The following is a 25439-nucleotide window of genomic DNA, read 5'->3' on the forward strand; positions in this document are numbered from 1 at the left end:
AGTTAGCTGAGTGTATTGACATTGATAATCATTTTCATTATATTGTATTGAGAATGAATATCATACATACAAGACACTCAGGGGGTTTTACCGTGCTTCGTTTCAATAAGTCCAAAACAACAAAAGTTACTTTTACTGTCCTTTCCGTGTGCATGGCTGCCGTACTCGCAACAGCTTGCGGAAGTAATAAAGATGCAGCAAGCACGGCAACGCCAGCAGCTTCAGCCAGTCCTGCGGCTTCAGCGGCAGCTACAGCAACACCTGCTCCAGCTGTTGATAAGGTTGTTAAAGATAGCATGGGGCATGATGTGAAAGTTCCAGCAAACCCGAAGGCGGTTATTGCTTCCTACTTGGAAGATCCATTGTTAGCGCTTGGTGTTAAGCCGATCGTACAATGGTCTGTCAAAGGGACAACGGTTCAAGACTATCTGCAAACACAACTTGCTGGCATTCCAACAATTGGATACGAACTTCCAGTTGAGTCGGTTCTTAAAGCAAGTCCTGATTTCATGATCGTGGGCAGTGAATCCGCGGTTGAAAAAGGTCTTTACGATCAGTATTCCAAAGTTGTACCAACATTCGTATTGGGCAGCGATGTAACAGCGGACTTCCGCAAGACGCTTTTGAAAATGGGCGAACTTCTTAACAAAACAGATGCAGCGAATGCAGCACTGAAAAAATATGATCAACAAGTCACAGATACCAAAGCTAAACTAGCTTCAACGGTTGGTGACAAAAAGGTTGCTATCCTGTGGTTAACTAACAAAGCTTTCTATGTGGTTAATGGGAAAGTAGCAAGTGGAGCGGTTGTTTACGGCGACCTTGGATTGAAAATGCCGAACATCTTGTCTGTATTGCCGGATGCTCCAGCAAACTGGGCAGCGATTTCGTTAGAAAAGCTGGCTCAACTAGATGCGGACTACATCTTCTTAGTGAACAGTGATAAAGGCCAAGCTGGTAACTTGGAAGATCCGCTATGGAAGAACATTCCTGCTGTTAAATCAGGTAAAGTATTTGAAATGGACACGAAAAGCAGCTGGTTGTACAACGGTGTCATCGCTGGCGAACGTGTCATGGACGATATCGTTAAAGTCATTAAATAAATTGGGGGCAGTGTAGGATGGGTTCAGTTAAACAAGTTCCCACAACCAAACCCGCCTTGAAAACGCGTCCGCTCGCTGCAATAGGTATTATTTTCGGTGGATTGGCTTTGCTGCTGATCAGTTTGATCGCCTCTATTTCGGTTGGAGCTGCAGATATCTCCTTTGGAGAGGTATGGCAGGCAATCTTCCATTTCAACGGGAATAATACCCAGCATTTGATTATTCAACAATTACGTCTGCCGCGAGCGATCGCGGGGGCGTTAGTTGGAGCAGCTTTTGCTGTTGCAGGGGCGATTATGCAAGGTGTAACACGCAATCCGTTATCGGACCCGGGTATTCTCGGTATCAACGCAGGTGCAGGCTTTATGCTTGCCCTGTGTTTTGCCTTTTTACCGCAGCTGCCGTTTCATTATGTCATTCTATTTTCCTTTCTTGGTGCCGCAATAGGAACCGGACTTGTGTATGGCATTAGTGCGATGGCTAAGGGAGGCGTTACCCCTGTACGCATTGTACTGGCAGGATCTGCGGTTAGTGCATTGCTGTTGGCGCTCAGTGAAGGTATTGCGATTTACTACCACATCGGTCAGGATCTCGCTTTTTGGTTTGCGGGTGGAGTTGCAGGGACGAAATGGTTACAGGTTAGCATCATGGCACCTTGGATATTGGTGGCGCTAGGTTGTGCGATCTTGATTTCACCTTGGATTACGTTGTTAAGCATGGGGGAAGATGTCGCAACGGGGCTTGGGCTACGGATAGGGCTAGTTAAGCTAGCGGCGTATGCTCTCGTTCTAATTCTCGCAGGTGCAGCTGTATCAACGGTAGGAGCAATTGGATTTATTGGACTTATTATTCCACATATTGTTCGATATTTGGTCGGTGTTGATTATCGGTGGATTATCCCGACATCGGCGGTCATGGGCGCATTGTTAGTTGTCGGAGCAGATATTGGCGCACGGATGATTAATCCCCCTTTTGAAACGCCGATTGGAGCCCTGATTTCATTGATCGGTGTGCCCTTCTTCCTCTATCTTGCTCGTAGAAAGCGGAGGGATTAGGTGTGAAATCAAGAAGTTCCCAAGCATTCAAGGTGATGGTGATCTTAGCCATACTTATCCTTATTGTATTTATAATCAGTATGAATACGGGTGTCATCCGTTTAACACCTCTGGAGTTGTTGCGAACCTTGTTCGGAGGTGGTACAGCGAAGCAAGGAATTATCCTCTTTGATTTCCGTCTGCCGCGTATTGTGATTTCAATCTTGGTGGGGGCGGGACTAGCGGTTTCGGGTGCTATCCTACAAGGGATTTCGCGGAATATGCTCGCAGATCCAGGGATTCTAGGGATCAATGCAGGAGCGGGTCTTGCAGTCATTTTGGTTGTTTCTTTTTATCCTAATAATGTGTCGGGGCCGTTGTTCTTCATGCCGATGATCGCGATGGTGGGGGCTGGTTTGGCTGCCCTCCTGATCTATACCCTTTCTTATGTAAAAGGGGAAGGAATCTCGTCCTCTCGGCTGCTCCTCGTGGGGATTGCCGTGTCGGCGGGTATCGCTTCACTGATGATCGTGCTTAGTATTCGGCTTGACCCGACGGATTTCCAATTCGTACAGACGTGGTTGGCGGGTACGATTTGGGGGACTAACTGGAAGTTCGTTCTCGCTTTATTGCCATGGCTCATCATCTTGATTCCTTACGTGATTTACAAAGCGAACGTACTGAATGTGCTGAACCTTGGTGAACAGACGTCCATAGGACTCGGTATCAGAATGGAACGGGAGCGCATTGGGTTGCTAGCCGCGGCCGTTGCACTTGCCGGAGCTTGTGTAGCTGTCGGAGGCGGCATTGGCTTCGTTGGACTGATCGGTCCGCATTTGGCCAGAAGGCTGGTAGGGCCGAAGCATCAATATTTACTGCCAGCATCGGCACTTACTGGCGGGCTGCTGTTAATTATAGCGGATACGATTGCGCGGGGAATGTTTCAACCTTCGGAAGTTCCCACAGGTATCGTGGCTGCAGTTATTGGGGCGCCATACTTCCTGTATTTATTGGTTCGTACGCGAGCATCGTAAGGCGGATGGAAAGAGCATGCTTAGCAGAGCGCTAGCTCTGAACAGCAGTGTTATTACAAAATGAATTGAAATCCACGTTGGGCTATTAGCCTGATGTGGATTTTTTCAGTTTTATCTAGTAGGGGCATTAGCAGCCGGGATTACGAATTTTCTTCCTATTTTCATAAAACACATGTAAATGTTATATAACCTTACGCATATAATGGAAAAATAAATTATTGTCATGTATATTGACATAATGCTCACATTCGAGTAAAGTTAATAAAATTCTTCTTCAGGCGCGCTGCGCAAATGAGAAGTAAAAGGAGAGATGGGAGATGGCTCACATGCGAACAAATGATTTGTTAGCGAGATTACCGAAAGTAGATCTTCATTTACATTTGGATGGAAGTGTGAAGCCCGAGACGATACTGGAGCTCGCTCTTGAGCAAGGTATTAAGCTCCCCGTTTACGATACGGATGGGCTGATTCCGCATATGCGCGTAACCGATAACTGCGGCAGCCTCATTGAATACTTAGGTAAATTCGATTTCACAACTAGGTTCCTGCAAACAGGCACTGCCCTAGAACGTGTCGCCTACGAAGTCGTTGAACAATCCGTGGAGCACAACTGCCGATATGTGGAAGTTCGATTTGCACCGCAATTGCATCGGAATGCCGGGTTAACTTTGGAAGAGACGTTTCACCACGTTATTGAGGGATTGAAGCGGGCACAACGCGATTACGGAACGAGATTCGGTGTGATAGCTATTTGTATGCGAAATCACCCGTGTGAAGATAATCTGGAAGTGATTGAAGCAGCAGCCGCATTCGTCGGGAAAGGTGTTGTCGCCGTTGATTTGGCGGGCGATGAGGCGAGTTATCCGCCTGAATTTTTCCGTGAGGTGTTCGCGAGATCCCACATCCTAGGGATACCCGTCACCATTCACGCAGGTGAAGCCGCCGGGGCAGTTAACGTCTACGAGGCCGTGACACATCTGGGGGCCACACGGATCGGGCATGGCGTAAGGCTCAGAGAGAATGCGGCTATTCTGGCCATGATCAAAGATCGCCGAATCCCGCTCGAAATGTGCCCGATCTCCAATATCCAAACGAAGGCCGTAGCCTCGTGGGATGTCTATCCGATCCGTGAATACATGGATCAAGGGCTAATCGTAACGATTAACACCGATAACCCAAGTGTCTCGGGCACCAACATTACGAACGAGTATCGCGCGCTTGCGGATCGGTTTGCTTTTACAACACCAGAGCTGGTGAAGTTGATTATGAATGGTGTTGAGGCGGCATTTATGGATGAGAGCGATAAAGTGATGTTCAGACAAGAGATGGAAGCGGAGCTTAACAGCTTGGGTGTATATAATTGATCGGGAGTTGAAAAAGAGTTTGTTGCCATGCGCAGCAGATTCTTTTTTTTGTTCAAAAGGATGAGGGTTATGTTAATATAAGGGAATGTTTTCAATTTTTGTAGTGGAAAGGCAGGGCTGGCATAATGAAGATCTCTTATGTGATCGTGCTTATCTATATGATGTACATACTCTACAAAAGCTACCGTTCATTTCAAGTTAAAAAGCAGGTTCATCCTATTACGCTTGTCGGTTCTAGTAATTACAAGAAGAGTTTTATTATGATTCTGTTTATGGTTTCTCTCCCCTTCATTCTCGGCTTAGATACCAATGCTAAGTATGGGTTACTAATTGTCATAGTGCTGATTAACACCCTGATTGACCGCGTTTATCTTGGAGATAATGGCATTAAACTGAGTGACGAGTTCATCCCCAAAGCGGATATTATGAGCTACTACATCGTCGCCGGAAAAGTGGACCAGTTTGAACTTTTCGTCAGGGGAAAAGAAAATTCAGTTAAAATTACCGTTCACAAGCGTAATGTGGCTGAAAGTATGGAGGCAGTATTGGCGGCATGGAAGCCCGTGAGTTAAAGAATGCCAGCTTAGGTTGATGCAACCTTAGTCCAATCGATGCGTCTAAGTCCTTATGTGAAAAAATATAGAGCCTTTATCAACAAGGAGTGTTGAAATGAAAAAGTTTATCTTAGGTTTAGTCTGTGGGATCGGGCTGACTGCTGCCACTGGCGTGTATGCATCGGATACGGTACAGACCTATCTGTTTCCGGCGAAATTCGTTATTAATGGTGAAACGAAAAGCGCGGATGGCTACCAAACGTTAAATTATGAGGGTCATGCTTATGTGCCTGTACGATTTATTGCTGAAACTTTGGGGAATAAAGTAGCTTATAATGAAGCGACACAAACCATCGTTGTGGATGACGGCTTTACGATTAACGACATTAATAATCAAGGTGTAAGTGCGGGTCATCTAACGGTGGTAAAAGAGGGCAATCATTCGATCATTAAAGGTCAGATCTTTATCGATCAGTATGCATGGGATTATAAATTCATTACAGCTTATCAGTCGATGAATCCTGGTGTTGATTTGACCAAAACGGATGCAGAAGGAAACCTTGCCTTCTGGAATGAGAAGGGTGAGTTACTGGAGAAAGTCCCTTATGTCGTTAAACAAATTCCTGTGCTCGCGGAGCAAATCATTTCATTCGAAACGACGAGTCAAACCGATATCTCCGGGTATACCATGGTCACATTAGAAAGCCACACACCGTCACCAGCGCGAATGCCTGGTTACTCAGCTCCAACTTTCATTAAGGATGCTACGAATAAGGTTTCGTTTGGTCCGGTTGATGTGCTGAAAAGCGGCGCGTACACGATTGTTAGAGGTTTTGTGGGTCCTGTAAATGAAGGTGAATTACCTGCAAATACATCCGTTGTTGTTACCTTTTTAGATGAAAAGGGAAGATCTTTAGGTACAGCTACGACGACACTGGGCGCGGACCGGCCGCGAGGCATTATGGATTTTGCCGTGTTTGTGGGAAAAGGGGATTTCACGGCGTATAAGTCGATCAAGGTTGAATTGGGGAAGTAGGGCAGGATATGCTCTTATGATTAAAAGATGAGGTAGTTAGCCATAAGGTTGACTGCCTTTTTATCCTCTTGACATATAGGGTAGGGGGGTATACTATATGTGTATGAGTGATAACAATTTAAAGAGGTGAAACGCATGAATCAACGTCTTGAGACGTCATCTGCTACAGGTGGCGCGGCGACCGAACATATATCTTTCGAGCTGTCAGGGATGACCTGCGCAGCATGTGCGACCAGAATCGAGAAAACACTCAATAAAACGCCAGGCGTAGCGGAAGCTTCCGTGAACTTGGCGATGGAAACAGCGCGAGTCGTGTATCGGCCATCCGAAGTAACGCCCGGCGAGATGCAACAGCGAGTGGAGAAAATCGGTTATAAAGCTACTCCTCAGCAAGAAGCGAAGGGCGGAGAAGATCACCGAGTTACTGAAATTCGAAAGCAGAAGCAAAGACTTTGGATTTCCGCGGTGCTGTCCCTGCCGTTATTATGGGCAATGGTTGGCCATTTTAGTTGGACGACATGGATATGGGTGCCGGCTATTTTTATGAATCCGTGGATGCAGCTAGTGCTGGCGGCTCCGGTGCAATTTTATGTCGGACGGCACTTTTATGTGTCGGCCTACAAGGCGCTTCGCAGTAAAAGCGCTAATATGGATGTGCTGGTCTCACTAGGGACCTCAGCTGCCTTTTTCTATAGCGTGTATGTGACGCTGGATTGGTGGTTTCGGGGAGAGCGGCATCACAGTCCGGAGTTATATTTTGAGACGAGTGCTGTCTTAATCACGCTAGTTATTCTAGGTAAGCTGCTTGAAGCGCAGGCAAAAGGACGGTCGTCCGAGGCGATCAAGCGCTTGATGGGCCTGCAAGCCCAAACGGCACGCGTTGTCCGTGATGGCGTCGAAATTCAGATACCGGTATACGAAGTGCTGGTGGGGGATCTGTTGAACATTCGACCAGGGGAGAAAATTCCGACGGACGGTGTTGTGGTGGAGGGGCACTCCAGCGTGGATGAATCTCTTTTGACGGGCGAAAGCTTCCCGTTAGAGAAAGGAGTCGGCGATCGGCTCATCGGGGCTACCATCAATAAGAACGGCATGCTTAGCATGCGGGCTACGCAGGTGGGTCAAGGGACCATTTTAGCTCAAATTGTCAAAGTGGTGGAAGACGCACAGGGCTCCAAGGCGCCCATTCAGCGTATAGCGGACGTGATTTCGGGGATATTTGTACCGATTGTGGTAGGGCTGGCGCTTGTCACTTTCGTGCTCTGGTACGCTTGGTTTGGGCAAGGAGACTTCGCGGGTGCCTTGGAAAAAGCGATTGCGGTGCTTGTCATTGCCTGCCCATGTGCCTTAGGATTAGCGACGCCAACTTCGATTATGGCAGGATCTGGCCGGGCGGCGGAGCTGGGGATTTTGTTCAAAGGCGGAGAACAGCTAGAGTCGGCACATCATATTGACGTGGTCATGCTCGACAAAACAGGCACGGTAACCGAAGGGAAACCATCGTTGACCGATGTGTTTACGACAACGTTGGATGAAGCTGAGTTCCTCCGGCTGGTTGGCGGTGCAGAACGTAACTCGGAGCATCCGTTGGCCGAAGCGATTGTTCATGGCGTTAAGGATCGGGGGATTTCGCTCCCACAGGCTGAGCAATTCGAAGCTATTCCAGGCTATGGGGTTAAAGCGATGATTGAAGGCAAGTCCATTCTTGTAGGTACACAGCGGTTAATGAAGATGAATGAGATCGCGGGGCAGGAAGATGCATGGCTAGAAGTAGTCGCTGATCTTGAGGGGCAAGCCAAGACAGTCATGCTGGTTGCGATCGATGGTGTTTTTGCTGGGTGGGTTGCGGTGGCGGATTCGGTGAAAGCAACCTCGAAGGCTGCAATCGCACGTCTGCAGGCTATGGGCATTCGTGTCATGATGATGACCGGTGATAATCAGCGAACAGCCGATGCTGTCGGAAGGCAGGTCGGCGTTGCAGATGTACTAGCACAAGTACTGCCTGAGGATAAAGCAGCGCATGTGAAAAAGCAGCAAGATCAAGGCCTGCGCGTCGCGATGGTCGGGGATGGGATCAACGATGCACCTGCCTTGGCTACAGCTGATATTGGCATGGCCATGGGGACCGGAACGGATGTGGCGATGGAAGCCGCAGGTGTAACCTTGATGAGCGGGGACTTGCATCATGTTGCGAATACAATCCTCATGAGCCGCAAAACTATGGGCAATATTAAACAAAACTTGTTCTGGGCGCTGGGCTATAACCTGCTTGGGATTCCGATTGCTGCTTTGGGGTTATTAGCCCCATGGGTAGCGGGGGCCGCGATGGCGCTCAGTTCCGTATCGGTTGTGCTTAACGCTCTGAGGCTTCAACGTGTTAAGCTGAAATAAGAGGTTAAGATGGAGGGAGGGTCCTAGCATGGGAAGCGACAATATCGAACTAGAAGTTGAAAAAAGGGCCGAAAGCGCAGCAGCTGGAAGCCATTGCGAGAGTGATCAGGAACGGAAAAGTCACCATTCCGATAAGTTGAAGTCCGATTTGGTTAAGCGACTTAACCGAATTGAAGGTCAAGTGCGCGGCGTGAAGGGTCTGATCGAGAAAGACACCTATTGTGACGATGTTCTGCATCAAATCGCGGCGATTCAATCGGCTTTGAATGGTGTCGGCAAGCTGCTGCTTGCAGGTCATCTCAAAAGCTGCGTCGTGGAACGCATCCAAGAAGGCGACATGGATGTCGTAGAGGAACTGCTGAAAACGATGAATACGCTGATGAAATAAGCAGGGTAGAATAAAAAAATAAGGGAGAGATGACGATGTCTAACATCATTTTGAAAGTAGAAGGAATGTCCTGTAATCATTGTGTGCAATCTGTTGAGAAAGCGGTGAAGGAGCTTGGTGCGGAAGGAAAGGTTAACCTCGCTAATAAAGAGGTTGATATCCAATTTGATGAAACCCATGTTAGCCTAGCGGCAATTAAAGAGGCGATTGAAGAGCAAGGCTATGACGTAGTCGGTTAATTCGGCTAATCTTAAAAAGGAAATGAAAGCATCTATGGATATGTACATCATAACTGGCGGTTCCAAGGGCCTGGGCGCTGCCATCATCCGGCAGCTGCTAGAGCAGGGAGCTGCGGTCCATTACATGTCCCGCAGCGAGAACCAGACCTTGCGCCAAGCGGCGCTGCGCGTGGAAGGTCAGCTGACCTTCCACGCTTACGACCTGGCGCAGACCGAGGGCCTTGATTCGCTCATGGAGCGAATCCTCACTAACTGCGATGGCGTAAGTTCCATCACGCTCATCAACAACGCGGGCATGCTCGAGCCGATGACGTCGATCGGCCGAGCAGACCCGAACGACCTGCAGCGCAGCCTGCAGGTCAATCTCGTCGCACCCGCGGTGCTGACGAACAGCTTCATTCGGCTCACGCAGGCGTGGCCGATCATGAAGCGGGTCGTCGGCATCTCCTCCGGCGCGGGGCGCAAGCCCTACCCTGGCTGGGGTGCCTACTGCACCGCCAAGGCTGGGCTCGACATGCTGACGCGCTGCGTCGGCGTCGAGCAATTAAACCAACCACACCCGGTGGTGATCTGTTCCGTGGCACCGGGTGTGGTGGATACCGAGATGCAGCGGGAGATTCGCGCTGCATCGGAAGAGGACTTTCCGCAGGTGAGCCGCTTCACTCGGCTCCATGAGCAGGGCGAGCTGCGATCGCCCGAGGACACCGCGCAGCAGCTGATTCATCTGCTGCGAACCAACGCATTCGAACAAGGCGAGATCGCCGATTTGCGAACGAAATAGCCCGTGTCGATATCCGACACGGGCTTGTTTTTTACCAACCTACTGAATACTGCCGCTCACTCGACCGCCAGCTGAAAGCTCAGACGTACAGAACTTGCAGCGCGTAGCTTGCGCAGGAATATCTGACAAACAATGCGGGCAAGATTTCGTTGTTGCTGCTTTTTCCTTCGGAGCTTCCTTCTTACGGAACTTGCCGATTTGGCGAACAACAATGAAGATTACGAAAGCCACGATCAAGAAATCTAAGAAGGTAGATAGAAACACACCGTATTTAAAAACCGGAGCATCTTTAGCGGCATCTAGTGTATCATAATGTTTTCCATCTAAAGAGATGAACAAATTATTGAAATTCACTTTCCCCACCAACAACCCAACCAAAGGCATCACCAAATCATTCACGATCGATGTAATGACTTTACCGAAAGCGCCCCCGATAATAACCCCGACAGCCAGATCAAGCATGTTGCCTTTGAATGCAAAATCCTTAAATTCTTTTAGCATGTTGTACCCCCATGAGACTAGCATTTCTAGCATTGTACCATAGTTGATAGAGCCCAAACAAATACGCTCCTTTCTCATGAAGGGGCTGTTTTCATTTATAGAGCAACTGTCTATAATGAACATCATGCGTTCGTTTGTTGAACGAACATGATGCGGAGGCGGGCTCACATGTCGAATATGTCGATGGAGAAAAAACTGATTATCGTGTTTGTTTTTCTGATCATTTTACCAATCATGTTGACAGGATATATCTCCTACCAGAACTATTCCAAGTCGATCAAGAAGAATACGAGCTTATATGCACTCCAACTAACGAACAATATTACGGATCGACTCGATGATTACATAGGGGATATGGAGCAAATCTCACAAATTCCACTCTACTTAACATCGTTTCAGCAGCTTCTGGAAGATAAGCAAGAAGGGCTGACGGTTAAGCAAATTGAGATGGAGAATTATATTCGCATTATGAACAATATTAAGCGTGGCACCAACTCGATTTATATTTTTGATAACAATAATAATAAATATTACATCATCAGTTCAGGCGGCGTACGGACAGATCTGGAAGAGCGCGCAGATGAGTGGAAGCGGCTTGCCAAAGCAGCGGGTGGCCGATCGGTGTTTTTAAGTACACAGCAATTAGCTAATTGGCAGTCAGGGAAGTTTGCTTTTACTGTTATAAGAGATATACGCGATTTCTATACCCAAGACTCGATCGGGACTATCGCTGTGGATGCGAATATTAGTGTCATTCAGAATTTGGTGAATGATCTAGAAACCGCGGCGAACGGGAAAGTGCTTATGATTGATGAGAACAGTCAGGTTATTTATGATACGGAGCAGAAAAGAATTACCGAACGCATCGCGAATGATCCGCTAGTGCAATTAGCGACTGGCACTTCGGGCAATTTTATTAAAGAGATTGATGGGGTTCGCTATCTCTGTATTTATTCGCAATCATTGAAAACGGGCTGGAAAACGATCATCCGTATCCCGCTCGATCAGATCATGAAAGAAGCAATGAAAACCCAGAACATTACGCTATTAGTGACCTGTCTTATTGTAACTTTCGCCTTATTTATCTCGATCCTACTCTCGATAGCGTTAACGAAGCCGATGAAGAGATTAATGAGGTTAATGAAAAAAGCGGAAAATGGCGACCTTGATGTGAGTTTTCATGTGCAGACCAGGGATGAGGCGGGCCGATTAGGGCACCATTTCAACTCAATGCTAGAACGGATCAAGGAGCTCATTGGGCAGGTGTACACCATCGAGGGGCGCAAGAAGGAAGCAGAGTTAGCTGCACTTCAAAACCAGATTAATCCCCACTTCTTATATAACACGTTAGAGACCATTCGAATGACGGCCGAAATTAATGATGATGAGGAAACGGCAGAAATGATTGCCGCGCTAGGTAAGCTTTTCCGGCACAGTTATAAGCCCATGAAGGGGACAGTGACGCTAGAGCATGAGTTCGAACATCTGAGAACCTATATTCAAATTATTAATTATCGGTATCATAATAAATTCAAATTGGCGATGGTGGACATGCACCCACTGCGGCATTATGCGGTAATTCCTTTGCTTTTTCAACCGATTCTAGAGAATACAATTGTCCATGGCCAAACCGAGGGTAGTGACGAAGCGATCCAAATTCATGTATCTTATGAGATTAGTGGTCATATCCTAACGCTCTATTTCCAGGATAATGGGGCAGGGATATCGGAAGAACGATTAGCTGCGTTAAATAAACGGTTACTAACGCGTGAAGTAAGCAGTGGTGAGGAATCCTCCTCAGGCATTGGCTTACTAAACGTAGATGAACGAATTAATTTACATTATGGTCCAGCCTATGGATTACGTGTTTTAAGTCAGCTTGGAGAGGGCACGAGCGTCATTGTAACGTTGCCTTTTAATGTGTGAGTTCATGCAGTACATGAAAGGAGGAGTCTCATGAAAATCATGATCGTGGATGATGAAGAGAAGATCCGACTAGGTTTGTCCAAGTTGATTATTAAAGCATCTCCTCAGTATGAGATTATCGGGATTTATGCGAGTGGAGCTGAGTGCTTGGAGGGGTTAAAACAGCTGAAACCTGATGTCGTGATCACGGATATCAAGATGTCTGGCATGACGGGCTTAGAGCTTGCCAAAACGATCAAACATTTATATATCGATACGAAATGCGTCATCTTAAGCGGCTATGGCGAATTTGAATACGCGCGATCTGCGATTTCTTCTGGCGTATCAGGGTATTTGCTGAAGCCGGTCGATAAGCAAGAGCTTTACCAGTTGTTAGCGCAATTAGCGGTGGATCTTCCGCACAAGGAGTTGCTGGAAGACCATGCAGATCTAGCTGAGCTGCCGATTCAGGACATTCTTTTAGGCAAAATGGAGAAGCTGACGCTGGGATTCAAGTTGGCCGAGTACATTCCGTCCTATGCAGAAGTATCCACTTGTATGTTAGTGCTGATTCGAACTGACATCGCTGTCCCAATAGCTACTTTTCAGAGATGGCTGAACGCCGTTGGAAGTCCTACGGTGATACCAGTGGGAGCGGTGGAGATTGATGAGCGTACACGAGTGATGATTTTAGGATATACCGCTTATAGGGAAGAACATGTGCAGACATTGCGTAAGCAGCTGGATGTCTTTGAAACGGAGCGTTCCTTCCGGACCTCGGTAGGGATAAGTAAGCTTTCATCGAGCTTCAACACTTGGGCGGAAGGGTATCGGGAAGCGCTGCAAGCAATTGAATTTAATTTTTATAGCCTTGATAGAGCTCCACGTACCGTCTCTGGACAAGTTCGGTTTGGCACACTTCATCGGGTAGAACCATTCCGCAAGCGAGTTCTTGAGGGTATCGAAATCTTAGATATGGCTGCTATGGAAACGCACGTGAAGGAAATGCTCCAAGAAATAGCTATCGTCAAAATACGGATGCATCACTTATTTGAGCTTGTGGAGACGTTGTTCTATGCCTTGAAGAAAGAAGCGGGTAAGCGTCAAGAGAGAGCAGATCTGGGTCCGTTTTCGTTGGATTGGGCTGCTGATCTGAAAGCATGCTTCACATTTGGGGAAGCGTGTTCGTTGATCCAACATAGGCTTATCGAGGGGCTAAGTTATTTAATGACTGAGAAGAGCAGCCAAGGCCATGTTCTCATTTATCAAATCAAGAAAATCATCGAGCTCGAATACGCAGAGTCACTTGATTTAAATAGTTTAAGTAAACGTGTATTCCTGACGCCCAGCTATTTAAGCAAGTTGTTTAAGCTGGAAACCGGAACAACTGTGATTGAATACATCATTTCCGTCCGGATGAATAAGGCAAAAGAGTTGCTCAAGGAACATATTCAGTTGAAAACCTACCAGGTCGGAGAGATGGTGGGCTACAAGGATCCTGCCTATTTTAATAAACAATTCAAGAAAGTCGTCGGTTTAACGCCCAAAGAGTACAAAGATGTTGTTAGCTAACTTGTTAGCATCAAATCGGAATAATATGCAAAGATAATACAATAAAAACAAAAAAACTACATATCTATCACTTTCTCAGAAAAATATAATAAGGATGTAAGCGATACCAAATGAACGTTGTAACTATCTTGAGGGGGTAATTGAATTGAAAAAATGGCTAACATCCAGCTTAACGTTAGTTCTTGCAATGTCCGTAACAGCAGCTTGTGGTAAAACAACAGATAACGGCTCTACGGCATCTCCTTCGGCAGCAGCGAATACACCTGCGGCAAGTGCAGCAGCAACGGCTGCAGCGGCTAATGCGAACATTAAAGGTAAAATTACAGTCATTACTCACCGCACGGATTTAGTTGATACGAAATTCAAAGAGTGGAAAGATGCCTTCAAGAAGAAATATCCAGCCGTAACGGATGTGGAAGTTGAAGCGATCAAAGACTACGGCCCAACGATGAAGGTTCGCTTGTCCACCGGTGAGCTTGGCGATGTGAACATGATTCCAGATGGTGTACCTAATGGTAAATTGGGTGACTACTACGCTCCGCTTAACGATCTTGGCTTGAACGATAAAGTGTACTTCAGCGATATCAAAGCATCCGATGGCCAAACCTACGGACTTCCAAGCGGCGTGAACACCAATGGTGTTGCATATAACAAGCAAGCTTTTGCTAAAGCAGGTATTACATCGGTTCCCAAAACGCTGGATGAGTTATACGCAGCAGCTGATAAGTTGAAAGCCGCAGGCATTACGCCACTAGCCACTAACTTTAAAGATAAATGGCCATTAAGCGAGTGGGATGTGATCGCGTTCGAAATTTCAGGTGACCCGGAATTCCGTGGTTCCATGACGAAGAACGATGCGCCATTTGCCGAAGGCACACCATATAACAAGTCACTCACAATTTTGAAAACGTTTGTAGAAAAGGGGTACACCGAGAAAGATTTGATGTCCTCTGACTGGGAATCCTCCAAGAAAGATGTAGCTAGCGGTAAAACAGCGATGTATTTCCTTGGCAACTGGGTCATCCCGCAAATCATTGAAAATGGTGCAAAATCGGAAGACATCGGATTCTTCCCACTACCTTATGATAACAGCGGCAAATACAATGCTAACATGGGTCCAGATTACATGTACGGCGTAGCGAAAAATAGCAAAAACATCGAAACAGCAAAAGCGTTCGTGAAGTTCATGGTTGAAGAGTCCGACTATGCGGATTTCGCAGGCATGATTCCTCCAATCAAAACGAAGGAATCCAACATGACGCAATTGAAAGAATTCCTAGCGATGAAGCCGACAACCCTGCAAGGTAAACCGGACCCAGATGCGTATGGAACTATTGCAAACAAAGCGCAAATCGACTTCTTCGGCGGCGCGTACATCCAGAAACTGATCTTAAACAAAGATTTCAAAGCAGGCTTGGCAGATCTGAACAAGAAATGGGCAGATTCGAAGAAAGCTGTTGGGCAATAAGGATTGCTACTTAACTCGTAGCCACTCATAAAGAACATACCTCTGACGCGGTCTCTACCTGATAGACGACCGTGTCAGAGGTCATTTTTACATCATGAAACGTAGTCTATCAACGAGCAAAGAAGGGATTGTCATGCCAGATTTTACGTATAAAACGCAGCGTATCCTCATTTTGCTGTCCTTTTTGACCATTCCGCTCTTATTACTTGCGACCTTTACGTTTTACCCTGCACTGCGCCTGATTCAGTTGAGCTTTACGGATTGGGATGGCATCAGCAAGACATTTAAATGGATTGGGTTTGCCAACTACAAAGAGATTTTCTCGAACAAAGATATTTTTGGCGTATTCAGCCATAATTTTTACTACTTTATCGGCGGTATTATTCAAAATATCCTAGCACTCTATTTCGCTATCATTTTGAACTCCAAAATAAAAGGACGTAATCTATTCCGGGTCTTTTTATTTTTACCTTATATTCTTAATAGTGTTGCGACCGCTTACATGTTTCAATTCATTTTCAATACCGACCACGGTACGTTAAATACGTTGCTGGATACTTTCGGCTTAGGGGCTTTTAAACAAAGCTGGTTGGGAAATACGAGTCTGGTCAATATCTCTCTTGCTTCGGTTTCCCTATGGAAATACATGGGCTTTAATATGGTTATTTACTTAGGGGTTTTGCAATCGATTCCAGGTGACTTATATGAGGCAGCCAAAATTGACGGCGCGAATTCCTTCCAAACGCTGATCTACATCACCTTGCCCAATATCCGTAAAATCATTGAGTTGAATATGCTGCTCACCGTTTCAGGTGCGCTTGAGGTGTTCGATATTCCGTATATCATCACGGGTGCAGCACCGGGGAGTGATACGTTCGTCACCAAGGTCAACGATGTTGCCTTCAAATTCAATAGCATCGGTTTGGCATCGGCGATGGCCATCGTCTTGCTCATCATTGTGACCGTGGTGATCACGATTCAACGTAAATTTATTTTGCGCGGGGAGGAATAATCGGTGGAAAATAAAAGCGTGAAGCTCCTTACGAGCATCTTGAAATATGCTTCACTTGTACTTGCGGTACTAACCGTCCTGATTCCTCCCTACGTGGTTGTGGTGAATGCGTTCAAAAGCGCACAAGAGTATGCAGCTTCAAGTCCATTTAGCTTACCTAACAATATCTTTAACTTCGCTAACTTTTCTAAGGTGCTGGAGGTTGGGAAGCTGGGTCAGGCTTTCATGAACACAGGGATTATCGTGGTGTCCTCGTTGCTCATTAACATTATTCTTGGCACGATGGTTGCTTATGCGTTAGGCAGATTCAGCTTTCGAGGCAAGGGTTTGATACTTGCAGCCTATCTAGTGGCAACGTTTATTCCGTTAATTACAACGCAGGTTGCGACCTTTAGTATCATTCAGGATTTGCATTTGTTTAACTCCAGAGGTGCGGCGATTCTACTCTACGCAAGTACGGATGCGGTTCAGATCTATCTGTACTTACAATTTATTGGTAAAATCCCCTATTCCCTCGATGAGAGTGCAATGATGGAAGGGGCATCACTTTTTCGCATCTATCGGACGATTATTTTTCCTCTATTGGGGCCTGCAACGGCGACGGCTGTTATTTTGAAAACGATTAGTATCTACAACGATATGTATATTCCGTATTTGTATATGCCGTCCCAGAAGCTGGGGGTCGTGTCGACGTCACTCATGCGGTTCGCGGGACCGAATAGTGCTCACTGGGAGCTGATTTGTGCGGCGATTCTCATTGTCATGCTGCCGACCATGGTCATTTATTTAATCTTACAACGTTTCATTTTCTCCGGGATTGTCAGTGGTTCAGTCAAAGAATAGGGATGTGTACTTATGGATTACATCAATGGGATGACATGGGGTTGGGTTGGAACGAGGGGTACATGGGCGAATGAGGCGGCTGATTTCTCGATGGCGGAAATGGCGAAGCTGGGTGTTAATTGGACGGCGATTGCCTTGTCAGCCCTGCAAGATCATCCGCAAGCTACGGAAATTCATTACAAGGATGAGCCGACGGTAACGGATGCGGAGGTTGTTTGGGCGATCGAGAAGGCGCATGGCTTGGGTCTCAACGTTTGTTTGAAGCCCGTCGTGAACTGTGCGAACGGCGTATGGCGTGCCCATATTAATTTCTTCGATGTGGATGTTCCTTGTGAACCCAAGTGGAGCGACTGGTTCGCAAGCTATACGGAGTTCATTCTTCACTACGCGCGTATTGCCCAGGAAACAGGCTGTGAAATGTTCTGCGTTGGCTGTGAAATGGTTCAAACGGATCGCCGGGAACGCGAGTGGAGGGAGCTCATTCGTCAGGTAAGAACAATTTACACGGGTGTAATCACTTACAATTGCGATAAATACCAAGAAACGAATATCACCTGGTGGGATGCGGTGGATGTGATTTCCTCTAGCGGTTACTACCCCATTGATGCATGGGACGAGCGTGTAGCAACGCTTGAAGCTTTTGCGGCAGGTCACGATAAACCGTTCTTCTTTATGGAAGCGGGTTGTCCAAGCCGCGAAGGTTCTGCGATGCTGCCGAATGATTGGGGCCTCGAAGGCGCTCTGAATTTGGAAGAACAAGACGCTTACTATCGCGTCATGTTTGACGCAATTGGACAGAAGCCGTGGTTCCTTGGGTTTATGTTATGGGACTGGCCGGCGCAGCTATACGCTAAGGGCGCAGCTAATAGTAATGATGACTACTGTATGTACGGGAAACCAGCGGCGAAGACGATTGAGGCTTTTTATCGCAGATAGTCGATAAGATCACAGAAACGTTAGGAATATAATGAAGTGGGTGAGGGTCTTGTCTCGTAAAATTACCATGCAAGAAATCGCCGACCGCATGGGCGTCTCCAAGTATGTCGTTTCTAAAGCTCTAGCAGGGAAATCCGGAGTCAGCTCGGAAACGAAGCAGCGCGTGGTGCAAATGGCTGGTCAGCTTGGCTATTTGGCACAGAAGAAAACAACACCAAGTGAACTTGACACCAATAAGAAATGGCGTAGTGAGGGGGCGGATGACGGGGGAAGCACGGTCTTGGTGTTGATGCCGAATATTCGCTTTCAGACGAAGGAATCCACGTATTGGGGCAAAATCTTAGACGGCATCTCCAAGGAACTGGAGCTTAGAGGTGCAGATATGCTTACCCTAACGCTCAACGCTGCGGAAGGACTTAACAGCAGTCTCCGGCCACAGGGGTTGGCGGGTGTCATCGGAGTCGGTGAAATCTCACGTCCTCTTCTGATGGAGGTCATTCGCTTGGGATTGCCGCTGGTTTTGCTCGACCACGATGATCCGTTCATTTCAGCTGATCAGGTTTTCGCGAATAATCGAGAGAGTGCCTATCGTATTGTGCAGTATTTACTTGGTTTGGAGCATAGATCGGTGCAATTCGTAGGTAATACTTCATTTTCCAAAAGCTTTCGCGAGCGTTGGCACGGGTTCCGCGAAGCGTTAGAAGAGGCTGATATCGCATATCAACCAAATGCTTTTCAGAAGCTGCTGCATTTGGAGAGTTTGGACCCGCATCTGCAGGAAGAACAGATTCATGACGCGTTGCGTCCGCATTTGGAACGATCAACGCTGCCTTCTGCGCTCGTCTGTGCGAATGATCGGATCGCGCAAGCGACGATTGCGGCTTTACGATCACTAGGTGTCTCAGTCCCGGAAGAGGTATCCGTCACTGGCTTTGATAATATCGAGTTGGATTACCCCTTACTCGCGGAGCTTACAACCGTGAATGTTACGAAGGAGCTTATCGGCAAACGCGGTGTGGACGTGCTTTTCTGGCGCATCGAGAATCCTGAGCTGCCAGCGGAAACCATTCTCTTAAGGGGAGACATTATTGTACGTAATTCAACCGCTACATCTCGTATTCATGATCTCCCGCCAATTGTAAGAACCCCCTCTCCAGCACGATAGGAAAGGGGGTTTTGGCTTTCTCTGTGTTTTCTACCTAAGCCTTAACAGCCACAATTTCTTTCAAAGCTTGCACCAATACAGCATTCTCTTCGGAAGTCCCAATCGAAATCCGCACATGATTCAGCAGATTCCAGCCGGCCCCATATCGCACAATAACGCCGCGACTCATCAACGTATCGTAGATGGCTTTTGCCTGCACGCCAAGATCAACAAGAACGAAGTTACTCATACTCGGTGTAAAAGGGAGCCCCAATTCACGTAATGCCGTGTAGAGCGCCTCCCGCACAGCCGCATTATTAGAACGCGTTGCTTCAAGATGCTGGTCATCTCGGATAGCAGCAGCAGCGCCTACTTGAGCGAGCATGTTCACGTTAAAAGGTTCCTTGACTTGGCGAATCCGCTGCAGAATACCGGCATCTGCGATGCCGTAACCCACACGAATACCAGCTAATCCATATATTTTGGAAAAAGTTTGCAGAACCACAACCGGATAGCCTTCACGCACGAGCGCAAGGCCGTCGCAATAATCATCGGCAGTAACGAAGTGACTATACGCCCCGTCAAAAATCACGAGCACATGCGAAGGAAGCCCCTTCACAAGCCGATGTAAGTCCAGCTTCGTCATATAGGTACCTGTCGGATTATTTGGAGAGCAAATATAAAGCATCTTCGTCCGCTCTGTGACGGCAGCGAAGATATCATCGATGTCATAGCGGAAATTGTCCCGTAAGGGGACGTTAATGATGCTAGCTCCAAGCAAATTCGCTCCGAATTCGTACTCGCTGAACGTCGGGGAAGGCACAATCACCTCATCTCCAACTTCCAAATAAGTTTCCGAGAGCAACGTGATCAGCTCATCTCCGCCATTCGTAACAAGCACTTGATCCAGTGAGAAACCACGTTTTTCAGCAATGACAGCTCGAAGATCAACTGTATCTGCATCTGGATAACGGTGAATCTCGGATAAATAGGCTTGAATAGCTTCCAAAGCTAGTGGGGATGGCCCTAGTGGATTTTCATTGGAGGCTAGTTTGGTGACCTGCGTAAGCCCGAATTCCCGTTGGACCTCCCAAATGGGTTTCCCAGGGGAGTAGGGCGTCATCCGTGATAAAATACGTCGAGGATTAATATTTTCAATACCGGGACCGCTCATATATATCACTCCTTTAAATGAAATGCTTCACTTAAATACTACATTAACTTGGTAAAGTAGTAAAGTGAATTTTTCGTATCCATTTAATGGTATTCTGGTATATGATACGAATAAGAAAGGGCTTACTTGGTAGGAAGGATGGCAATCGGATGAGGAAAATGAGGTTCGGTATTCGTTCCAAAATTATGATTGGATATGTATTCATCATTTTCTGTGTCACCATTTCTTTTGTACTTGTTAATCGTCAGTTAGACTCGATGCAAAAAGACCGTAATTATGTCATTGAGCACGACTTTGCAGTTAACAATGAAACGAATCAACTTGAGAAATACGTGATGGATATGGAGAATGGGCAAAGGGGTTATTTATTAACCGGTGATGCTACCTATATTGAACCGTATACAACCGGAGAAACCAAGTGGCGAGATTCCTACAATCAATTAAGGGAATTGACGAATGGAAACCCGGTGCAGGAACAGAATCTGACAACCCTTAAGGAATCCATCGAGAAATGGCTTGTACAAACAGGTGGAACCGTGCCGACAATGCGAACTGGAGTCTCAAACGACAGCTATTTTAATTTCACTTTTTTTGTAACCCATCAAAATATTCTAGATATTCGCTCTCAATTGGGCAGATTTCGGAGTCTTGAGATGGATTATGTGAAGAATAGGGCTGCACATCTGGATTCACAAAACAGAATGCTAACGCACTCTTTATTTTTTATGCTGGGAATTGTACTATTCTTCTCCCTATTAGCTGCATTGGTCATTTCGAGATCCATTGTTGGGACTATTAAGCAGGTAACTAGAAGTATTACGAAACTAAGCTCCATGAAACGAGACAGCTCTAAGCGGATACAGGTCACCATGAATGATGAAGTGAAGGACTTGGCTGATGCAACGAATGCCTTACTTGAGAGTCAGGAAGAATTGGTATGGCAGCAGCGAAAAGTGACCGAAGTTGTCCAAATGCTGCAAGGGATTTCGGATCTGGAGACGTTAGGCGAGACATTCATTCGTAAAGCAGCTGAATTATTCGGGGCATCCTTTGGAATCTTCTACTTCCGAAGTACGCATGAGGGCAAGGAAGTGATGATGAAGCTAGCTTCCTATGCGATGATGGGTGAAAATAATGAAGTAGGTAAGCCGATCTTCCGCATGGGTGAAGGCTTAGTTGGCCAATGCGCGATTGAGAAGCGAATTGTCCATCTGCGGCATATCCCTGCTAATTATATCAGTTTGACATCGGGACTTGGTTCCGCACGTGCGCAAAGTGTTTTGATCGTGCCGATTGTCCATCATCAAGAAGTCATTGCCGTCATGGAACTGGCGTCCTTGCATGAGTTTACATTGCTGCAATTAAGTTTGATGGATGAAATTCTGGAAGTATTAGGTACTATTGTTCATAGTGTGCAAACACGAGGTGAGGTTGAACGTCTCCTTAGAGAGTCGCAAGTGATGATGGAAGAGCTTCAGATTCAACAGGAAGAATTACATACGACCAACGAACAGTTAGAGGAACGGAATCGATACGCGGATGAGAGGACGAGGGAGCTTGAGCATATGAAAGCGTCCTTCGAGGAACATGCGATTCAGTTAGAGATGAGCTCAAGGTACAAATCGGAGTTTTTGGCTAATATGTCTCACGAACTCCGTACGCCTCTTAATAGTGTCTTGATTTTATCTCAGATGCTGCAAGAGAATAATAACCGTACCTTAACGAGTGAGGAACAAGAATACGCTCGTGTTATTCATTCTTCAGGGAATGATTTGCTTCATCTGATTAATGATATTTTGGATCTATCGAAGGTAGAAGCGGGTAAACTCGATATTCATGTGGGCGAGTTGCATGTGAGAGGTCTGCCAGAGTTGTTGAAAAGTCAGTTCGAAAAAGTAGCTGAACAGCGCAATCTTGCCTTTCAGATCACACTCGATCCGCAGGTTCCGCATATTTTCTGGACCGATGAGCAGCGACTCTGCCAAATTATCAAAAACCTCCTTTCCAACGCGTTTAAATTCACACATAGAGGTTCAGTACAGGTCGATATCCGTATGTGTACCTTAGAAGAAATAGCGAATTTATTACCTTCAGCTAGAACTGCGCAAGCGATTGCGGTATCGGTTAGAGATACTGGCATCGGCATTGGACCTGAGAAGCAGGAGTTAATATTTGAACCCTTCCGTCAAGCGGATGGAACAACGAATCGGAAATACGGAGGAACAGGACTAGGGCTTTCGATTTGCCGTGAGCTAGCTCGCCTTCTTGGAGGCAGCATTCTGATGCAAAGTGAGGAAGACAAAGGAAGCACATTCACACTGTTTATTCCGTCACTCTTGCATTTACTGGGGGAATCTTCTCTACTCGTTATGGAGGCCGCGGTTGCTTCTACCTCCGCGAGCAGTGAATACTTGCTGCGAGATATATACTTGCCAGCAACGGATCAAGTGGCAACGAATGATTTTACAGATCGCAAAGTGCTTGTTGTTGATGATGATGTACGTAACGTATTCGCATTATGTAATGCGTTTGAGAAGGAAGGTATTATCGTCAGTGTCGCACAAAACGGACAAGAGTGTCTGGAGGTATTGGAGAAGGATCCTGGCATCGAGTTGATACTCATGGATATTATGATGCCTGTTATGGACGGTTATGAGGCGATGCGATTGATTCGCAAAAATAGTCACTATCAACAGGTGCCAATCATAGCACTTACAGCTAAAGCTATGAAGCAGGATCGAGAGATCTGCTTGCAAGCAGGTGCCTCCGACTATATTAGCAAGCCGCTCAATTTAAGTCAGCTGCTCTCTCTTATGCTCGTCTGGCTGAGCAAATAAACCAAGAAGACCTTTGATCACTTTCCGATGGAAAGAGGTCAAAGGTCTTTAGGTTTACTGCACATGTCGTTCTGTGTGAACTTCAAAATGATAAATCGTGTTGCGCGTCAATACACGGAAGTCTAACCCGTCTAGATCAATCGCTTGCACGCGAGTTGTTTTGAATGGTGTATGCTCTTGGAAATGGGATAAGGTCATGGGGCATCCTACTTCAGTTGGGTTCATTTCGCGAAATGTTTGCCCTTGAATCTCATCGAAATCGAATCGATCGGACCGATGCTTAGGCGTAATCCCATCCACCTCGTAGATTTGAAGAAGCTTCAACAATCTCATACTAGAGTCCTCCCGTCAGCCTTCGTTTATTTCTATTATACATGTCATTTCCAGCATATGCGATGTTTGCACGATGCTTTCCAAACTTTGGTTATCCTTTTTTATTATGTGAATCATGCTTCACCGGAGCTAGCTCTAATCTGACATATTCGTTACAATAGTAGGAGTTCAATTAGGAGGTATGTACATATGGCCGTTAAGAAATTGGAGCATGTTGGCGTTATGGTAGCAAACCTAGAAGCATCGATTGCTTTCTATGAAAATGTGATCGGGCTCAAGCACAAAGGAACACTTCTCCACACGAATGGCATCATTCGACTTGGATTTCTCGGGTTTGGAGATCAGAATGAAACGGAAGTTGAATTGATTGAGGGCTATAACGCCAACTTACCGCAGGAGGGCAAGGTGCATCATTTGGCTTTTACTGTGGATGATGTAGAAACTGAATTCATTCGAATTCAAGGTTTGAACGTTGCGCAATTAGATACCGAAATCACCACCCTGCGGAATGGCTCCAGGTATTTCTTTTTTAATGGGTTAGATGGCGAACGTATTGAATTCTTCCAATCTACTCGTGGATAGGTTTATAGATTGCTAGATCGGGGCATCCTTTTACTAGAGTCATAGATTCTAGCGAAGAGGTGCTTTTTTTATGTCAAAGTTTTGGACACAAACCCTTATAGGTGTTACGATAATCGGCTTATTCTTCGGATGGATCCGCCACGTGGATGCACAAGCTGAACAAGATGCACAGCTGCTTCTAAATGAGGCGAAGCCTTTTATACAGTCGGATTATAAAGTTACTTTCAAATATACAGGCTATTATGGAACATGTGATGGTTCGGATTCTAAGATTATGACTGCGGGTGCAAGCTTGTCTCATGAATTAGGTGTAAAGGAATCAAACAATCAGGTACTTCCTTCGCAACCTGCGATCTTTACGATTCGATCAGAGGTTGAACCTGGGGCTGTCATGACACTTACCGTAGCAAGCCCTGTTGGGCAGTCCGCCTGTTATGCAGTAGTGCGCTTGGATGCATCGGGACATGTGGATCAAGATCACTTATTGAAATGGCAGGAGCAAATGAGCACTCGCCTCAAAGATCAGGGTATTCCAGGCAATTGGAACGTAATGATGCAAGGGAATGCGGCTTCGGACGTTATTTCATCACAAAGTAACCCTAAGGAATTCCTGAAGGATCTCGCTCATACATATAAAGGAAACGTTGTTGAAAGCTACGAGGATGACACTACGTACAGTTTGTCCTTGGCATCTACCGCTTTCGAAGGATTCATTACAAGCGGGAAGCACAAGGTAAATGTTCAAATTGCTCTTCATCAAGACACAACGTCGGGCTTATGGCGTTTGACGGTGGGGACGCCGGTTATCACAATGGAATACTAAGTGGAAGAAGGATGCAGGGGATGCATCCTTTTTGCTATGCATACTTGTAGGCACAATTCGAAACAATGGCAATAGTAGAACTTTTCCAAAGGGGTTGTAATTGATTTCTAGGCATGGTACATTAGTCCTCGTTGTTCGGAAGCAAACAAAACACAAGCGAAACAGTGGACTTGCTTTCAGGCATTGAGGTATGGTAAGATGATTTTCCGACAGAAGCTGACAAGAATTGACAAGAAAAAAGTGCTTGCAATTGAGAAACGTTCTGTGATATATTACTTCTCGCTGCTTCGGTAACACGGCAGTGAACGAAAGAAATTGATCTTTGAAAACTGAACAACGAGTGAGTAAGCACGAACGAGTAATCGTTCAAATAAAGAGATTGTAA

Annotated in this window: 22 protein-coding genes and 1 pseudogene; 20 read left to right on the plus strand and 3 right to left on the minus strand. The window is 46.3% G+C overall.

Features of this window, described 5'->3' with window-relative positions; genetic code table 11:
* Positions 1-92: 92 nt before the first annotated feature.
* The 10 genes and pseudogenes from A8709_RS33325 to A8709_RS33370 all read left to right on the plus strand — a co-directional run bounded on the left by A8709_RS33325 (position 93) and on the right by A8709_RS33370 (position 9924).
* On the plus strand, positions 93-1103 hold the full coding sequence (locus A8709_RS33325; protein ID WP_244163384.1) for an ABC transporter substrate-binding protein: 1011 nt from the start codon (positions 93-95) through the stop codon (positions 1101-1103).
* 17 nt (positions 1104-1120) lie between these two features.
* Positions 1121-2158: a FecCD family ABC transporter permease gene (locus tag A8709_RS33330; protein WP_065859467.1), complete on the plus strand. Its 1038-nt coding sequence runs from the start codon at positions 1121-1123 to the stop codon at positions 2156-2158.
* 35 nt (positions 2159-2193) lie between these two features.
* Positions 2194-3171 carry a FecCD family ABC transporter permease gene (locus A8709_RS33335; RefSeq protein WP_065859505.1) on the plus strand — a complete coding sequence of 326 codons (978 nt, stop codon included), beginning with the start codon at positions 2194-2196 and terminating at the stop codon, positions 3169-3171.
* A 317-nt stretch (positions 3172-3488) separates the two neighbouring features.
* Positions 3489-4535 (plus strand): adenosine deaminase, encoded by a 1047-nt coding sequence (add, locus tag A8709_RS33340; protein WP_244163385.1) that lies wholly within the window; start codon positions 3489-3491, stop codon positions 4533-4535.
* Positions 4536-4681: 146 nt separating this feature from the next.
* Positions 4682-5107 carry a hypothetical protein gene (locus A8709_RS33345; RefSeq protein WP_208607788.1) on the plus strand — a complete coding sequence of 142 codons (426 nt, stop codon included), beginning with the start codon at positions 4682-4684 and terminating at the stop codon, positions 5105-5107.
* A 97-nt stretch (positions 5108-5204) separates the two neighbouring features.
* On the plus strand, positions 5205-6125 hold the full coding sequence (locus A8709_RS33350; RefSeq protein ID WP_065859470.1) for a stalk domain-containing protein: 921 nt from the start codon (positions 5205-5207) through the stop codon (positions 6123-6125).
* A gap of 114 nt (positions 6126-6239) precedes the next feature.
* A pseudogene (locus A8709_RS33355) lies at positions 6240-8516 on the plus strand (heavy metal translocating P-type ATPase); the annotation flags it as partial.
* 28 nt (positions 8517-8544) lie between these two features.
* The gene (locus A8709_RS33360; RefSeq protein WP_065859475.1) at positions 8545-8904 is read left to right on the plus strand and encodes a metal-sensitive transcriptional regulator; all 360 of its coding nucleotides are present in this window, start codon (positions 8545-8547) and stop codon (positions 8902-8904) included.
* 35 nt (positions 8905-8939) lie between these two features.
* Complete coding sequence (locus A8709_RS33365) at positions 8940-9143, plus strand: copper ion binding protein (RefSeq protein WP_065859477.1); 204 nt, start codon at positions 8940-8942, stop codon at positions 9141-9143.
* Positions 9144-9177: 34 nt separating this feature from the next.
* Positions 9178-9924 carry a (S)-benzoin forming benzil reductase gene (locus tag A8709_RS33370; RefSeq protein ID WP_065859479.1) on the plus strand — a complete coding sequence of 249 codons (747 nt, stop codon included), beginning with the start codon at positions 9178-9180 and terminating at the stop codon, positions 9922-9924.
* Positions 9925-9963: 39 nt separating this feature from the next.
* On the opposite strand, the gene mscL is transcribed toward A8709_RS33370, so the two are convergent.
* Positions 9964-10425, minus strand: coding sequence for a large conductance mechanosensitive channel protein MscL (gene mscL / locus A8709_RS33375; RefSeq protein WP_065859509.1), 462 nt, complete (start codon positions 10423-10425; stop codon positions 9964-9966).
* A 168-nt stretch (positions 10426-10593) separates the two neighbouring features.
* Here mscL and A8709_RS33380 point away from each other — a divergent pair, with 168 nt between their 5' ends.
* The 7 genes from A8709_RS33380 (at position 10594) to A8709_RS33410 (ending at position 19326) form a co-directional block, all read left to right on the plus strand.
* Positions 10594-12351 (plus strand): sensor histidine kinase, encoded by a 1758-nt coding sequence (locus A8709_RS33380; protein WP_167357233.1) that lies wholly within the window; start codon positions 10594-10596, stop codon positions 12349-12351.
* A gap of 30 nt (positions 12352-12381) precedes the next feature.
* A complete protein-coding gene (locus tag A8709_RS33385) occupies positions 12382-13902 on the plus strand; it encodes a response regulator (RefSeq protein WP_065859483.1) in 1521 nt (506 codons plus the stop codon).
* A 145-nt stretch (positions 13903-14047) separates the two neighbouring features.
* Entirely contained in the window at positions 14048-15370 is a 1323-nt protein-coding gene (locus tag A8709_RS33390) for an ABC transporter substrate-binding protein (protein WP_065859485.1), read from the plus strand.
* Positions 15371-15464: 94 nt separating this feature from the next.
* Complete coding sequence (locus tag A8709_RS33395; RefSeq protein WP_244163386.1) at positions 15465-16382, plus strand: carbohydrate ABC transporter permease; 918 nt, start codon at positions 15465-15467, stop codon at positions 16380-16382.
* Positions 16383-16385: 3 nt separating this feature from the next.
* The gene (locus A8709_RS33400; protein ID WP_084225752.1) at positions 16386-17225 is read left to right on the plus strand and encodes a carbohydrate ABC transporter permease; all 840 of its coding nucleotides are present in this window, start codon (positions 16386-16388) and stop codon (positions 17223-17225) included.
* 12 nt (positions 17226-17237) lie between these two features.
* Positions 17238-18161 (plus strand): glycoside hydrolase family 113, encoded by a 924-nt coding sequence (locus tag A8709_RS33405; protein ID WP_065859487.1) that lies wholly within the window; start codon positions 17238-17240, stop codon positions 18159-18161.
* Positions 18162-18210: 49 nt separating this feature from the next.
* Positions 18211-19326, plus strand: a complete 1116-nt coding sequence (locus A8709_RS33410) for a LacI family DNA-binding transcriptional regulator (protein WP_084225754.1) — start codon at positions 18211-18213, stop codon at positions 19324-19326.
* A gap of 34 nt (positions 19327-19360) precedes the next feature.
* Here the strand turns inward: A8709_RS33410 and hisC are convergent, their stop codons facing one another.
* Positions 19361-20479: a histidinol-phosphate transaminase gene (gene hisC, locus A8709_RS33415; RefSeq protein ID WP_065859491.1), complete on the minus strand. Its 1119-nt coding sequence runs from the start codon at positions 20477-20479 to the stop codon at positions 19361-19363.
* A 149-nt stretch (positions 20480-20628) separates the two neighbouring features.
* On the opposite strand from hisC, the gene A8709_RS33420 reads away from it, so the two are divergent.
* On the plus strand, positions 20629-23316 hold the full coding sequence (locus A8709_RS33420) for an ATP-binding protein (protein WP_084225756.1): 2688 nt from the start codon (positions 20629-20631) through the stop codon (positions 23314-23316).
* 54 nt (positions 23317-23370) lie between these two features.
* Here the strand turns inward: A8709_RS33420 and A8709_RS33425 are convergent, their stop codons facing one another.
* The gene (locus A8709_RS33425) at positions 23371-23649 is read right to left on the minus strand and encodes a hypothetical protein (protein ID WP_065859493.1); all 279 of its coding nucleotides are present in this window, start codon (positions 23647-23649) and stop codon (positions 23371-23373) included.
* A gap of 189 nt (positions 23650-23838) precedes the next feature.
* On the opposite strand from A8709_RS33425, the gene A8709_RS33430 reads away from it, so the two are divergent.
* Positions 23839-24231, plus strand: coding sequence for a VOC family protein (locus A8709_RS33430; protein ID WP_065859495.1), 393 nt, complete (start codon positions 23839-23841; stop codon positions 24229-24231).
* Between the two features lie 70 nt (positions 24232-24301).
* The gene (locus tag A8709_RS33435) at positions 24302-25054 is read left to right on the plus strand and encodes a YwmB family TATA-box binding protein (RefSeq protein WP_065859497.1); all 753 of its coding nucleotides are present in this window, start codon (positions 24302-24304) and stop codon (positions 25052-25054) included.
* The last annotated feature ends 385 nt before the right edge of the window (positions 25055-25439 follow it).

This window comes from Paenibacillus pectinilyticus (assembly GCF_001700435.1).
Lineage (GTDB): Bacteria > Bacillota > Bacilli > Paenibacillales > NBRC-103111 > Paenibacillus_E > Paenibacillus_E pectinilyticus.